Annotated in this window: 16 protein-coding genes; 9 read left to right on the forward strand and 7 right to left on the reverse strand. The window is 37.4% G+C overall.

The window, feature by feature from the left end:
* Positions 1–2 precede the first annotated feature (2 nt).
* From rpsP to ABMA78_RS12140, 3 genes are all read left to right on the forward strand, one after another.
* A complete protein-coding gene (rpsP, locus tag ABMA78_RS12130) occupies positions 3–251 on the forward strand; it encodes a 30S ribosomal protein S16 (protein WP_021267155.1) in 249 nt (82 codons plus the stop codon).
* 58 nt (positions 252–309) lie between these two features.
* Positions 310–549, forward strand: coding sequence for a KH domain-containing protein (locus ABMA78_RS12135; RefSeq protein ID WP_021267274.1), 240 nt, complete (start codon positions 310–312; stop codon positions 547–549).
* 89 nt (positions 550–638) lie between these two features.
* A complete protein-coding gene (locus tag ABMA78_RS12140; RefSeq protein ID WP_392860377.1) occupies positions 639–1,025 on the forward strand; it encodes a response regulator in 387 nt (128 codons plus the stop codon).
* A gap of 3 nt (positions 1,026–1,028) precedes the next feature.
* On the opposite strand, the gene ABMA78_RS12145 is transcribed toward ABMA78_RS12140, so the two are convergent.
* Both ABMA78_RS12145 and queF read right to left on the reverse strand, forming a co-directional pair.
* Positions 1,029–1,235, reverse strand: a complete 207-nt coding sequence (locus ABMA78_RS12145) for a twin-arginine translocase TatA/TatE family subunit (RefSeq protein ID WP_392860378.1) — start codon at positions 1,233–1,235, stop codon at positions 1,029–1,031.
* A gap of 22 nt (positions 1,236–1,257) precedes the next feature.
* The gene (queF, locus tag ABMA78_RS12150) at positions 1,258–1,815 is read right to left on the reverse strand and encodes a preQ(1) synthase (protein ID WP_392860380.1); all 558 of its coding nucleotides are present in this window, start codon (positions 1,813–1,815) and stop codon (positions 1,258–1,260) included.
* A gap of 64 nt (positions 1,816–1,879) precedes the next feature.
* Here queF and hemH point away from each other — a divergent pair, with 64 nt between their 5' ends.
* On the forward strand, positions 1,880–4,312 hold the full coding sequence (gene hemH / locus ABMA78_RS12155; RefSeq protein ID WP_392860381.1) for a ferrochelatase: 2,433 nt from the start codon (positions 1,880–1,882) through the stop codon (positions 4,310–4,312).
* A gap of 55 nt (positions 4,313–4,367) precedes the next feature.
* Here hemH and bfr read toward each other — a convergent pair whose 3' ends face one another.
* From bfr to ABMA78_RS12170, 3 genes are all read right to left on the reverse strand, one after another.
* Positions 4,368–4,850: a bacterioferritin gene (bfr, locus tag ABMA78_RS12160; RefSeq protein ID WP_103217041.1), complete on the reverse strand. Its 483-nt coding sequence runs from the start codon at positions 4,848–4,850 to the stop codon at positions 4,368–4,370.
* 67 nt (positions 4,851–4,917) lie between these two features.
* Positions 4,918–5,142 (reverse strand): bacterioferritin-associated ferredoxin, encoded by a 225-nt coding sequence (locus ABMA78_RS12165; protein ID WP_392860383.1) that lies wholly within the window; start codon positions 5,140–5,142, stop codon positions 4,918–4,920.
* Positions 5,143–5,238: 96 nt separating this feature from the next.
* A complete protein-coding gene (locus tag ABMA78_RS12170; protein ID WP_392860384.1) occupies positions 5,239–6,111 on the reverse strand; it encodes a RimK family alpha-L-glutamate ligase in 873 nt (290 codons plus the stop codon).
* Positions 6,112–6,198: 87 nt separating this feature from the next.
* Here ABMA78_RS12170 and ABMA78_RS12175 point away from each other — a divergent pair, with 87 nt between their 5' ends.
* The 5 genes from ABMA78_RS12175 to ABMA78_RS12195 all read left to right on the forward strand — a co-directional run bounded on the left by ABMA78_RS12175 (position 6,199) and on the right by ABMA78_RS12195 (position 11,831).
* Complete coding sequence (locus tag ABMA78_RS12175; RefSeq protein WP_392860386.1) at positions 6,199–7,341, forward strand: M14 family zinc carboxypeptidase; 1,143 nt, start codon at positions 6,199–6,201, stop codon at positions 7,339–7,341.
* Positions 7,342–7,444: 103 nt separating this feature from the next.
* Positions 7,445–8,359 (forward strand): agmatinase, encoded by a 915-nt coding sequence (gene speB, locus ABMA78_RS12180; RefSeq protein ID WP_392860388.1) that lies wholly within the window; start codon positions 7,445–7,447, stop codon positions 8,357–8,359.
* 21 nt (positions 8,360–8,380) lie between these two features.
* Entirely contained in the window at positions 8,381–10,294 is a 1,914-nt protein-coding gene (speA, locus tag ABMA78_RS12185) for a biosynthetic arginine decarboxylase (RefSeq protein ID WP_392860389.1), read from the forward strand.
* Between the two features lie 118 nt (positions 10,295–10,412).
* A complete protein-coding gene (locus ABMA78_RS12190) occupies positions 10,413–11,471 on the forward strand; it encodes a hypothetical protein (RefSeq protein WP_392860390.1) in 1,059 nt (352 codons plus the stop codon).
* A 78-nt stretch (positions 11,472–11,549) separates the two neighbouring features.
* Positions 11,550–11,831, forward strand: coding sequence for a hypothetical protein (locus tag ABMA78_RS12195; protein ID WP_392860392.1), 282 nt, complete (start codon positions 11,550–11,552; stop codon positions 11,829–11,831).
* On the opposite strand, the gene ABMA78_RS12200 is transcribed toward ABMA78_RS12195, so the two are convergent.
* Entirely contained in the window at positions 11,811–12,275 is a 465-nt protein-coding gene (locus ABMA78_RS12200) for an EVE domain-containing protein (protein WP_392860394.1), read from the reverse strand. The genes ABMA78_RS12195 and ABMA78_RS12200 overlap by 21 nt on opposite strands.
* A gap of 17 nt (positions 12,276–12,292) precedes the next feature.
* On the reverse strand, positions 12,293–13,159 hold the full coding sequence (gene speE / locus ABMA78_RS12205) for a polyamine aminopropyltransferase (RefSeq protein WP_392860395.1): 867 nt from the start codon (positions 13,157–13,159) through the stop codon (positions 12,293–12,295).
* Positions 13,160–13,176: the final 17 nt, after the last annotated feature.

Raw genomic sequence — 13,176 nt, forward strand, 5'->3', positions numbered from 1 at the left:
TAATGTTAACAATTAGATTACAACGCGGTGGTAGAACTCACATGCCTATTTACACAATCGTTGCAGCTGACTCAAGAAATGCAAGAGACGGAAAATTCAGCGAAAAGTTAGGTCAATATAACCCACAACTTAAAGAAAATAACCTTATCGATATCAAAGCTGAGAGAATCTCTGAGCTACTTGGTAAAGGTGCTACAATTTCTGATACTGTAAGAACACTTCTAAAGAAGAACAAAGTTACTCTTAACTAGTAATTTTTGTTTTTCATTTAAAAAAGCATAAACGGCATTTTTGTAGAAGGAGTTCATGATGAGTGAGTTAAAAGACTTAATCGATACAGTTAGTCGCGCATTAGTTGATATGCCAGAGCAAGTAGAAGTAAACGAGATTGTTGGTGAACAAACAACAGTTATCGAACTTAAGGTTGATAAAACTGACCTTGGTAAAGTTATTGGGAAGCAAGGGAAAACAGCTCGCGCACTAAGAACAATTCTTAATGCTGCTTCAACTAAGTTGAAAAAAAGATCTGTTTTAGAAATTATAGAATAATTTACTTGAATCAATAAATATTGTGTTTTAAAAAGACCTATCGAAAGATAGGTTTTTTTATTTTTGTTTAAACAAAAGAGAGCATATATATGATTGAATCAATGTCTATTTCAACAAATCCAGAAGTAAAACGTATTCTGTTAGTAGATGACCAAATTGAAATTTTAGAGCTTTTACAAGATGCTTTACAGATGGAGGGCTATCAAGTCGATGCTTGTGCAAATGCGAGTGCGGCCTTGAGTGCTCTAGGTGAACATACGTATTCGCATGTTATCTCGGATTACCAAATGCCTGAAGTAAATGGAATGGAATTAGCAACTAGGGCGCAAGGGGTTCTAAAAGAGAAGATGCCTCCTTTTATTCTTGCAACTGGTGATTGTTCGATTAATTCTGATACGATTAAGGGCAAAGGTGTTAGTGGTATTCTACCAAAACCATTTACCCTTAAGCAGGTAATAACTGTTCTACAAAATTAGAAACTAGCTATTCTTATTTTCATTCTTTGATTGGTCTTCGATTTTGCTGGCAGTTTTAGTATTGTCCGGCTGATCTTCTTCTTTAAGTCCATGTTTAAAGCCTGTAATGGCCTTTCCTAGAGACTTACCAAGTTCTGGAAGCTTCTTACCTCCAAATAGTAGAATAATGATAGCTAGGATAATTAAACTTTCTGTAATTCCAAGGCTCATATTTTCCTCATTTCAAGCTAAATTAATAAATTTTAGATAAGTCCATTGTATACTTACCTGGAGCATATTCGCTAAATCTTTTTGCACGAATATCCTTATAAATCTTCTTATTGTTGGAATTTGAGGCATATGGGTAGATACAAATTCCACCTCTTGGAGTGAATTCACCAATAACTTCTACGTATTTTGGCTTCATTAGCTTTGTTAAATCGTCACAAATTTTTTGCACACAATCTTCGTGGAAGTCACCGTGATTTCTAAAGCTGAATAGGTATAGCTTTAAAGACTTAGACTCAACCATCTTCTTATCTGCAATATAATTAATGTAGATACGAGCAAAGTCAGGCTGACCTGTTTTTGGGCATAGAGATGTGAACTCTGTACACACAAAAGTCGTCCAAGCATCACTTCCTGGATTCTTATTGTCGAAGGCCTCAAGTACATCTGGGGCATACGTATCTGGATATTCAGTATTTGCTGAACCTAGTGCAAATGCATCAAGTTCTTTTACATTTCTTCCCTTCGGTGATTGTTTTGCTTTTGATTTTGTTTTTTTAATAGTTTTTTTCGATGCTGACATTTATCGACTCTCTTGAATTATTTTGATAGGTTATATTTACTTAATTTAACATTATCAAGGAACAATGGCAATGCGTCATGATCATTTAACATTTCCAGTTGGTAAAAAAGGTGGGCACAAGGTTACTAAGGTTGTTCTTGTTCAACTTGGCTCTCCTGAATCACCATCAACTTCGGATGTGCGTAAATACTTAAAAGAATTTTTGGCCGACCCGCGAGTCGTGGATATCGATCCAAGACTTTGGAAAATTGTTTTAAATCTCTTTGTGCTACCTTTTAGGCCAAAGAGGTCGGCAGCTCTTTATAGTAGAATTTGGGAAGGGAGTGAATTTCCTTTAACGAGAATCACTCGCGAATTCACTCATCGAGTAAATGAATTAACTCCTGAGCATATTGAAGTCGAACATGCGTTCTTACTTTGTGGACCTAAGGTTGCTGACGTCTATGCAAAGTGGGAAAAGGAGCTTGATGAGAGAAAAGATCCAGCTCAAAAGTTAATCGTTATTCCGATGTTTCCACAATATTCAGAATCAACAATTGCCAGTGGAATTGACTTCTTTGGAAAGCTTTTAGAAACTAAGGTTAGGATTCCAAACTTTGAAGTCATTACAAATTTTCACCGCCTCCATGCTTTTATTGATAATTCAATTGCAAAGATTAATGAGAAGCTTGCTAGTGAAAGTATTGATGAATTAGTGATCTCCTTCCATGGTATTCCAAAGAGGAGAGTTATCTATAAGAAAGATCCATACTATCAGCACTGCTTTGAAACTTTCGAGTTTATCAAGCAAGGAGTTGTTGGCATTGATCCAGAAAAAATTCACATGACTTACCAATCTCGCTTTGGAAGTGAAGAATGGTTAACTCCATATACAGATGAATACACTGTGAATCTTGCAAAAGGTGGCGCAAAGAATATTGCTGTTTATTGCCCGGCCTTCGTTGCAGATTGCTTAGAAACTATTGATGAAATTGGAACTGAGTTACAAGAAGAAGTTGAAGAGTTTGGAACTCATATTCACGCTATTGAGTGTTTGAATGATGACGAAAATTGGGCCAAAGGTTTTGCCGATTATGTTGAAACACTTTGTGAGAACCCAAAGGAAGTCGAAAAAATAGAGTATCAATTAGAAGAGGAAAAATACATGGATATGCCAAAGCAAACAATGGAATCAGAGCCATTAAGTGATAATGCTAAGAAGTCGCTTAAGATCGTCTTTTTAACATTATTCTTAGACCTTGTGGGATTCTCAATTATCTTCCCACTATTTCCAGCACTTGCTAAGTATTACTTAACTGTTGATGCTGATAACGTTTTCTTAAAAGCGATCTTTGGTTCAATCGATACGCTAACACAAGCTGGAGGAGCAAGTAACTTCTCTGCTATCGTACTCTTTGGTGGTGCCTTAGGTGCTCTTTACTCATTACTACAATTTGTTGCCGCACCAATTTGGGGAACAATCTCTGACCGTATCGGAAGAAAGCCAGTTCTGCTTGTTTCAGTATTTGGCCTTTTTGTAAGTTATGTTCTTTGGGCCGTTGCAGGTAATTTTACAATCCTTATTATTGCAAGATTCATTGGTGGGATCATGGGGGGAAATATCTCGACAGCAACAGCTGTTGTGGCCGATGTGACAACAAAGAAGAACCGCTCAAAAGGGATGGCAACGATTGGTATTGCCTTCGCTCTAGGTTTTATTATTGGGCCAGCAATGGGTGGGATTCTTTCTCTGTTTGATCTAACTAAGATTTATCCAGTACTTGCTGATTACGGCGTGAATCCATTTTCAATGGCCGCAATTGTAGCAGGTGTTCTTTCACTATTTAACTTAGTTAATCTATTTAATAAATTTGATGAAACTCTTCCTGAAGAGAAGCGTGGTAAACATGAAAGTGAAAGAAGTGCAAACCCGATTACACTTTTCAAACCACTTCCATATAAAGGTGTTAACCTAACTAACTTTGGTTACTTCTTATTCCTACTAGCATTTAGTGGGATGGAGTTTACACTAACATTCTTAGCGGCAGAGAGGCTAAGCTACTCATCGATGGATAACGCTTATATGTTTATCTTTATCGGACTTATCTTAGCACTTGTTCAAGGTGGATATGTTCGCCGTAAGGCCCATACAGTAGGTGAGAAGCGTATGGCTCTTCAAGGTCTTGTGACAATTATTCCGGGACTTGTTCTAATTGGCCTAGCAGAGTCTTCTTGGCTTGTTTACGGTGGTCTATTTTTCTTAGCTGTGGGATCGTCATTAGTAATCCCATGTCTAACTTCACTTGTTTCAATGTATTCTCCGGCACAGAGCCAGGGACATGTCATTGGTGTTTTTAGATCCCTTGGAGCTTTAGCAAGAGTTATCGGGCCAATCGTTGCCTCTCTTGTTTACTGGCGCTACAGCTCGGCAGCTCCATATTATCTTGGAAGTATCTTCTTGATTATTCCAATTCTAATGATTGCAAGACTTCCAAAACCAATCGAAGAAAAAGCATAGTCTGCCATACAGATAAAAGAAAAGCCTCGCTAAGCGAGGCTTTTATCATTTTGGACTAGTGTCCTGTTTTCATTTCAATTTGAGATTGCATGTAATTCTCAATACCCACTTTTTCAATTAGTGATAATTGAGTCTCAAGCCAGTCGACATGCTCTTCTTCTGAGTCTAGGATCTTAGATAAAAGATCACGAGAAACATAATCTTGCTTCTTCTCACAAAGCTCAATTGCTTCTTTTAATAATGGTACAGTTTCAGCTTCTGTTTCAAGGTCTGCTTCGATGATTTCTTTTACATTCTGACCAATTCTGATTCTCTCAAGCTTTTGAAGATTAGGTAGTCCTTCTAAGAAGAGAATTCTCTTAATAACTTCATCAGCGTACTTCATCTCATCGATACTTGCTTTATATTCAAGATGGCCGATCTTATCGAGTCCCCAGTCCTCAAGCATTCTTGCATGAAGAAAGTACTGGTTAATGGCCGTTAATTCTTTTGTAAGAACATTATTTAATGCTTTGATTACGTCTTGATCACCTTTCATGATTAATCCCTTTCAATAATTAATTATGAATTAATGCTATAGAAGATTGGGATGTGTTTCAAGGATTTTATTTTTTGACTGGAGTTAAGTTATTCTTAACTTCATTGGCCTGCTCTTTCTGATTAGCTTTTAGATTCTTTTTAGCAAGACCGGCAGAAACTTGTTCTAATAAGCAAACACCGCATGAGTTACCGATGCCAAGGCTATTGATAACCTCTTTCTCAGTTTGTCCCTGCTTGATTGCATTATCGAGCATATCTTGTGTAATGGCGTTACATATACAAATATACATTAACTTGTCTCCTCATTTGATCTTATCGTCAAAAGTTTTAATAATCAAACAAAAAATTGACATGTGATAAATATATTTGATTTCTAAAATGTGATTTCAGCTATTTATAACTTTTTCCATGAATAATTGGGCCATGGTCATCTGGTGCTTTGAGGTGAGGAGTATTTCATCACTATGGGCCATCCCAGGGCATCCATTGACTTCGATTAAGCGGTGGCCACCACCTTGTTCTTCACTCTCTTCTAAGACATCAACACTGATAAAGTAGAAATCAAGACTACCGGCAACTGCATCTGCAATAGAAAGCACTTGTTGCGGCGTCTTGTCTTCTTCAATAATTTCACAACTACTAGAAGCAAAATTAAGTATATGAAAATCATTATGTGTAATCTTGGGTAACTTTCTAATAATGATCTTTTCAACCTTCTTTGAAGATATTCCTTTAAAGAGTAGAACACGCCATTCAGACTTCAATTCAATATAGGGTTGGATGATATAGTTGAGATCTCCCTTAGCAATTAACTTCTTTCGGTCATTAATGATATCTGTTGATGGATAGACACCTTTGGCCTGCTGACCTCGTGTTGTTTTGATAACCCACTTGTTTTGCATGTTGGCGTCGTCAGGGCCTTGTGTAAGTGAATACGTTTCAATTAGCTGAGAAGGGCCAAGAATTTCTTTGAAATGTAACCACTGTTGAAACTTGTCTCTTAGTACACGTGAACAAGTAACAGGATTGATAACTTTTTTGGGCCCGAGTATGGCCATTTTTTCAAGGTCATCATCATTATAGTTCAGGCCTGTGTTACGATTAATCACAACATCGGCCCAGGCCAATTCCTCGTCACTAACGGAGTATGGATCAGAGAAACGGCACGAATGAGTCGCTTCATTGATCGCTGCTTCGAGTTGAGTACAGGCGTAAAGCCTTGGGTTGGTTGTCAAAATGAGTAAGTTTTGGCTTTCCATATTGCGTAATATCTCACTAAAATATTGAATATCTATAAATTATATATGATATTATAACACTATATTAATTTGGCCTTAATGGTAGCTATGAATCGATTATCAAAATTTAATTACACAATTTTATTCTCTTTAATTATCGTTTTACTTTCATGTTCTGGTGTTGAGGTTATTAATAGTAACCAAGACGGACATGATGCATCAAAAGCTCCAGAGGTGGCCAAGCAAGGTGAAGTCGCAAGAAAAAAAATTGAGCATCCTAAAAAGGCCGTCACTAGTGAAAGTCTAAGCTTCACGGATCATTCTCATAAGAATGAATTTTCAACTGTTGCAAACACAAAGCGCGTAAAATCATTCTGCGGTGATATCGATAAGAAATTTAAAAAGTACGGATGGGGAAAGTCTCACTGTGACTCGTATAAGTGGATTCATGTAAGAGACACTCATCAAGGGCGTCCAATTATGTGGACCGTTTTTGGTGACGAGGAAGAACATAAGCAAGAACCTAAGAATATGACCTTAGTTCTTTGTGGTGTTCATGGTGATGAAATTACACCGATTAAGTTTTGTTTCGATATTCTACACCACCTTTATCATGAAGTTGCTACGATTGAAGGGCAAAAGAAGTTAAAAGATAATCTCGTTGCTGTTGCTCCAATTGTCTCTCCTGATTCATTCTTTAAGAGAAGACCTACTAGAACAAATTCCCGTGGAATTGATCCAAATAGAAACTTTCCAACTAAGGATTGGGAAAAGAAGGCCCTACACTTATGGAAAACTCGCTATGGAGCTGCCAAGCGTAGATATCCTGGTAAGGTTGCAAACTCTGAACAAGAGACAATCTTTCAAGTGAATATTATCTCACGTTATAACCCAAATAAGATTATTACAGTTCACGCCCCATTAACGATTCTCGACTATGATGGGCCAGTGGTTTCTAATCATATTCATGAAGAGGATGGCCTAGCGCTAAAGGCCGAAGAACTTCTTAATACAATGAGTAAGAAGGCCAATGGGTATCGTGTGAAGAATTATCCTTTCTTTCCTGGAAGTTTAGGAAACTATGCTGGAAATGAGAGAAAGATTCCTACTTATACGCTTGAGCTTCCTTCAAGTGATAACCGCAATCATAAGAAGTATTGGAAGATGTTTCGCGAGTCAATTGACTTCGCAGTTTTTCATGCTCCAATGACTCGTACTGATGTTACGGCCAGAAAGAACCAGATTGATTAAAGTTTAGTCATTTTAGTGACTTAAAAGCCATTTTGGACCACTTTTTTACACTTTCATATCAATTTAAATTGACTCAAATTCCATTAGGATTTATTAGTAGCCTATGGAAAAGAACTTATGGAAATTAGCGGGCCTAGAGGCCCCAAATACGCCTTATGATATGGCAATTGTTACTGACGAAGTTAGACCACATAGTGTTAACCTTGTTGGTTTTGGTTTTGATGGAACGGCCTGTTTCAGAAAAGGAACGCGCTTAGGGCCAGATGCTTTAAGAGAAGTTTCTGATGGTATCGAAACTTATTCACCATATCTCGATCTCTCAACAGAAGATTGCACTTTCTATGATCTTGGAAACCTTCCAGTTGCGGATCAACAAGAGCAGAGTTGGAAAGTTGCGACTGCTTGTTTCGAAGAGAATTTTGATCACATTAATTTAAAAGAAAACGATATTAAAATTATGACTCTTGGTGGAGAGCATTCAATTTCTTATGCTCCAATTAAGAAGTACCTTCATGATTTTGAAGATCTTGTTTTAATTCATCTTGATGCACATGCTGATCTTCGTGATGGATATCTTGGTTACCACTATTCACATGCTTCAATTATCAAGAGAAGCCTTGATCACTTTGGGCCAAAGCATAGTCTTATTCAATATGGGATTCGCTCTGGTACAAAAGAAGAATATGAGTATATGAATGAGAATGGAACTATTGCAAAATCACGCGCAGAGTTCTTAGATCGAGTTCGTGCGATCCCTGCTGATCGTCCTGTTTATTTAACTCTTGATCTAGACTACTTTGATCCAAGTTTCTTTCCAGGAACAGGAACACCGGAGCCAGGTGGAGAAGACTTTCATTCATTTATTAGTTTTGTAAAAATCCTACTAGAAAAGAATATTGTAGGTTGTGATATTGTTGAGCTAGCTCCAGAGATTGACTCATCTGGGAATAGTTCTGTTTTTGCTGCAAAAGTTGTAAGGGAGATGATCCTACTTCTAACTAGCAAAACGAAGTCTTAGTAAGAAAAGGAAGTTTAAGAAATGACAAATGAGACTTGGACAATTCAAGATTCTGATCGCCTCTACAACGTAAGTAAGTGGAGTAACGGTTATTTTAAGATCGAAGAAAATGGACAACTTAAAGCGACTCCAAATCCAAATAAGAATGTTGGAATCGTTATTAATGACGTTATTGAAGAAGCAAAAGAACAAGGAATTCAACTTCCTTTAGTAATTCGTTTTCATGATATTTTACGCTCGCAAGTAAAGCTTTTAAATAATACCTTTCAAAAGGTAATTGATGATGAAGATTATCGCGGGAAATTCTTTGGCGTTTACCCTGTCAAGGTAAACCAGATGAGAGAAGTCGTTGAAGAAATTGTTGATGCAGGTTCTCGCTACAACTACGGACTTGAAGCTGGCTCTAAGCCTGAGCTTCTTTCTGCTCTCGCATATAATAATAACGCTGACTCACTTACAGTTCTAAATGGTTACAAAGATCGCGACTACCTAAAGCTTGCCATTCTTGGTGCAAAGCTTGGACGTAAGGTATTTGTTGTTATCGAAAAATTCTCTGAGCTTCGCATGCTTGTTGAACTTGGTAAAGAGCATGGGGTTATTCCATTTATTGGAATTCGTGGCCGCATGTCTGTTAAGGGCCGTGGTAAATGGGAGTCTAGTGGTGGAGATAAAGCGAAGTTTGGTTTAACAACTTCTGAAATCATCCTGGCCATTGAGTTTTTAAAAAAGCATGACCGTTTGGATATGTTAAAGCTTTTCCACTTCCACATTGGATCTCAAATTACTGATATCCGTTCTATTAAAGAAGCGATTGAGGAAGGCTCACGTATTTATTGTAAGATGCAGAAAATTGGAGCACCTCTTCAGTACTTTGATGTAGGTGGTGGCCTTGGTGTTGACTACGATGGGACAAATTCGACAAACGATTCATCAATTAATTATTCGATCACGGACTATATTACAGATATCGTTTATGGACTAAAGTCTGTATGTGATCTCGAGGGTGTTGAGCATCCACATATTATCACTGAAAGTGGACGCGCAATCACGGCACACCACAGTTGTGTTATCACAAATATCATTGGTGAAATTGATAATACTAAGATTGAGTTTTCAACTAAGCAAGAAACTGGCGAACATAATCTTGTGACAGAGATGAGACAAGTTGGTGAGGTTTTAGAGAAAACGAAAAATTGGCAAGAAGCATATAATGATGCTTTAAAAATTAAGACAGACTCAATTCACGCTTTCAAGCTTGGGATTCTTGAGCTTGAAGAACGCGCTAAAATTGAGACAATGCACCTGCGTATTCTTAAAGAAATTAATTCACTCGTTCCTGAAGAAGACTTTCAATCGGAACTAATGGAGGATCTTGAAAATACACTAAGTGGCCAATACCTTTGTAACTTTTCAGTTTTCCAGTCTGCGTGTGATAGTTGGGCCATTGAACAGGTACTACCAGTTGTTCCACTGACACGTCTGAATGAAAAACCTCTTAAGAGATCAACTCTTGCAGATATCACTTGTGATAGTGATGGGAAGATTGATCGCTTCTATGATCCAGATGAAGGATTTAAGAAGACGATTGCTGTCCACCAGCTAAATGAAGGAGAGGAGTATCGCATTGGTATTTTCTTAACAGGAGCCTATCAAGACGTTATGGGTGATATGCACAATCTCTTTGGACGAGTTAATGAAGTACACGTCTATGCAGATAGCGATGATCCGAAGGGCTTCTATATTGAAGAGACTGTTGAAGGAAACTCTGCTCGTCAGGTTCTATCGACAATGCAGTATAATCCTGAATTTATGGCATTTAAGGTTAAGCGCTATATCGATCGCCAAGTTTCGCGAGGAAGAATTCGTCCTCGTGATGGAGTATCGTTAGTAGACTTCTATGAAGACTGTCTAAAGAGCTACACATATCTTAAGTAAACTTGTTATAAGTTATTAGATTCATACTGAAATAATCGGTCCCTGATAATTGACTTACTTACTTTAGTGTTTGATAATTATTGTATTATTAAAAGAAAGTTTGTCAGGGATCGATAACATGTCTTTAAAAATTGAAAAGAATTCAATCAAACCACCAAAACAACCAAAATCGCCAACATCAAAATCGAATTACATCATCATATGCGCACTATCTCTTATGACACATGGTGTTCTTATCTATAATTGGCTTATTACAAGAAGCTTATACAATCTTATCTTTATGGTTGTAGCAGGTGTACTTGCTATTATCGCTATCATTCCTATGATTAAAGAGTATTACGCAAAAATGCGTCTTTTCAATGATAGTGAATTACTTCGTCTGGAAGTTGAAAGACTGACAAATGAAATGAAAGAATTAAAAGATAGTAAGCAGTCACTTCAAATTAAGCTCTCACAAGAAATGGAAACTGTTGAAAGTCAAAAAGTGCAAATCTCTCAATTTGAATTAATGAATATTGAACTTCAAAATACTGTGGAAGATATTAAGGACCAGCTACTTGTGATCAATGATGGACACAAGGGAATGGGGCCAATTGTTGATGCAGTTAATGAGTTAAGAGAAAGAGCACTTGAATTTATCAAAGAGCTACCAAAGCAAAGTGATGCAAAGATTGAAACAGAAGAAGGGGATTCTAAATTCCAAGAAACTTTTGAAAAGTTTATGAATGAATTCCAGGATATGAAAGATCTTATCTTCCAACTTAAGACGTTAAGCTTTCGTGTGGACGTTCAAGCAAGCCTACTCAATGATTCTGAAATGACTCAAAGTAGTAGTGAACTTGAGGCCCTAAGTCGTAATCTTGCAAAATTCTTTAATAATGTAATTGGACTACTTTCAAATCTTGAAGAAACTTACCGTGGAAATCAGGATCAACTAATTGAAAAACTAGCTATATGTCGTGATGAAATTGATTCTTACTTAGATTCAAAACAAGATATTGCTTGTGAGATTGAAGAAGTTAGAGGACAAATTGAGGCGGCCAGTGAAATTATGGCAACTAAAATGGATTTAGTTGAAGAAACAATTGGTAGCGATGATGACTCTGAACTAATTGAAGAAAGTACTGTAATTTCAGCAACTAATCACACATCTCAAGAATCACAAATTATTCAATAACCGAATCATTAAAATAATTTAAGCATTTACCGATACTCTTCATATCAGCGAATAAGCTGGTGTGAGGAGTAGTGGGAAATGCCAATTCAGGACCTATCTGATGTCGATTTAAATACATCTGAAGACACTCAAGGTGGTGGCGTTCAGGAGTACAAATTTGGTGGTGTTCATGGACATAATGACCTTTCACATCTGTCTCTCTATTATAAGCAGCCAATAAAAGCACTTATAGGCCGTACAGGCCTTGTTATTCTAAGCTTCTTTACGATAGGGCTTGTCTTATCTTTTGTGACTCTATTTCTAAGTTATACAACTTTCGGGCGCGAGTTTTTACAAACTCTAGTTTTCAATATCTTTTAATATCGTTGTCGCAATCTTATTAGGGATTGGCATAATGGATAGGCGAGAGCCTTTCTTAACTAAAGGCATTTCTTCGTAGCGACTATCTGCTTTCATCTCTTTTAGCGTTAATGCTTTTGAAAATTTTTCGACAAATTTTACATCCACAAGAAACCAGCGTGGATTTTCTTTCGTTGCTTTTGGATCATAGTACTTCGATTTTTCATCGAATTGAGTCTTATCTGGATGGGACTCCTTAACGACTTCAGCGAGGCCTACGATAGCTGGCTCTTTACAACTTGAGTGATAAAAGAAAACCTTGTCGCCAAGTTTCATTTCATCCCTCATGAAGTTACGGGCCTGATAATTTCTCACTCCATCCCAAGATTCCGTTTGCTTCGGTCTTCTTGCAAGATCATCAATAGAGAAAGCATCAGGTTCGCTTTTAAAGAGCCAGTATTGCATTTTAGATCCTTTGTTCCTTAAGGGTTTTGGATTAGCCCTTCAAGGTTCTTCTTCATAAATGTAGGAAGATAAAATGCCGCCTTATGAAGTCCAGCATTGTAGTAAGAGAACTCAAGTCCACTTTCTGCAACAGCTTCTTCTCTAAAGTCATTAATTGGGTGAGTGTCGCCCTTTGTTGCAAAAGTAAATGACCACAGTCCACCTGGGTAAGTTAGGTTAGAGAAGTTGTAGATAAATGTATTTTTAAAAATATCATTTAGAACACCTAACATGCTCTTTTGAATTTCTGCTTCAAACCAAGGTGACTCACCTTGAGAAACAACGATACCGTTGTCAGCAAGGCACTTATTTACATTTGTGTAGAACTCAGGGCCAAATAGAGGGGCCGCTGGACCGATTGGGTCAGTTGAGTCGATGATAATAACATCAAACTTCTCAGTAGTTTCTTGAACGAATTTAACACCGTCACCAATGATTAGATCTAGCTTTGGATGACCTTTTAGTACTTCAGCTGTTTGTGGAATAAATTCCATACATGCTTCACATACGGCACCATCGATTTCTACCATTGTACACTTTTCAACAGAAGAGTGGCGCAGAACCTCTCTCGCTGTTCCACCGTCACCACCACCGATAACAAGTACGTTTTTCGGGTTTGGGTGAACAAATAAAGGAACGTGAGAAATCATATCGTGATAAGCGATTTCATCTCTTTCCGTTACCATAACTAGACCGTCGTTAAGAAGCATTTTTCCATGCCCTTTTGTTTCAACTACGTCTACTGTTTGGAATTCAGTTTTCTTAGAGTAAAGAACGTTCTCTACTTTATATCTCATCCCGTAAAAATCTTTATATCTTTCTTCGATCCATAGGTTACTGTGCATAACTGTCTCCTGATTTT

Origin of the sequence: Halobacteriovorax sp. RZ-2 (assembly GCF_043196685.1) — a bacterium.
Taxonomy (GTDB): Bacteria; Bdellovibrionota; Bacteriovoracia; order Bacteriovoracales; family Bacteriovoracaceae; genus Halobacteriovorax_A.

Coding starts and splice junctions, on each gene's coding strand:
- rpsP (WP_021267155.1), top strand. CDS start 3: ATGTTAACAATTAGATTACAACGCGGTGGTAGAACTCACATGCCTATT.
- ABMA78_RS12135 (WP_021267274.1), top strand. CDS start 310: ATGAGTGAGTTAAAAGACTTAATCGATACAGTTAGTCGCGCATTAGTT.
- ABMA78_RS12140 (WP_392860377.1), top strand. CDS start 639: ATGATTGAATCAATGTCTATTTCAACAAATCCAGAAGTAAAACGTATT.
- ABMA78_RS12145 (WP_392860378.1), bottom strand. CDS start 1,235: ATGAGCCTTGGAATTACAGAAAGTTTAATTATCCTAGCTATCATTATT.
- queF (WP_392860380.1), bottom strand. CDS start 1,815: ATGTCAGCATCGAAAAAAACTATTAAAAAAACAAAATCAAAAGCAAAA.
- hemH (WP_392860381.1), top strand. CDS start 1,880: ATGGCAATGCGTCATGATCATTTAACATTTCCAGTTGGTAAAAAAGGT.
- bfr (WP_103217041.1), bottom strand. CDS start 4,850: ATGAAAGGTGATCAAGACGTAATCAAAGCATTAAATAATGTTCTTACA.
- ABMA78_RS12165 (WP_392860383.1), bottom strand. CDS start 5,142: ATGTATATTTGTATATGTAACGCCATTACACAAGATATGCTCGATAAT.
- ABMA78_RS12170 (WP_392860384.1), bottom strand. CDS start 6,111: ATGGAAAGCCAAAACTTACTCATTTTGACAACCAACCCAAGGCTTTAC.
- ABMA78_RS12175 (WP_392860386.1), top strand. CDS start 6,199: ATGAATCGATTATCAAAATTTAATTACACAATTTTATTCTCTTTAATT.
- speB (WP_392860388.1), top strand. CDS start 7,445: ATGGAAAAGAACTTATGGAAATTAGCGGGCCTAGAGGCCCCAAATACG.
- speA (WP_392860389.1), top strand. CDS start 8,381: ATGACAAATGAGACTTGGACAATTCAAGATTCTGATCGCCTCTACAAC.
- ABMA78_RS12190 (WP_392860390.1), top strand. CDS start 10,413: ATGTCTTTAAAAATTGAAAAGAATTCAATCAAACCACCAAAACAACCA.
- ABMA78_RS12195 (WP_392860392.1), top strand. CDS start 11,550: ATGCCAATTCAGGACCTATCTGATGTCGATTTAAATACATCTGAAGAC.
- ABMA78_RS12200 (WP_392860394.1), bottom strand. CDS start 12,275: ATGCAATACTGGCTCTTTAAAAGCGAACCTGATGCTTTCTCTATTGAT.
- speE (WP_392860395.1), bottom strand. CDS start 13,159: ATGCACAGTAACCTATGGATCGAAGAAAGATATAAAGATTTTTACGGG.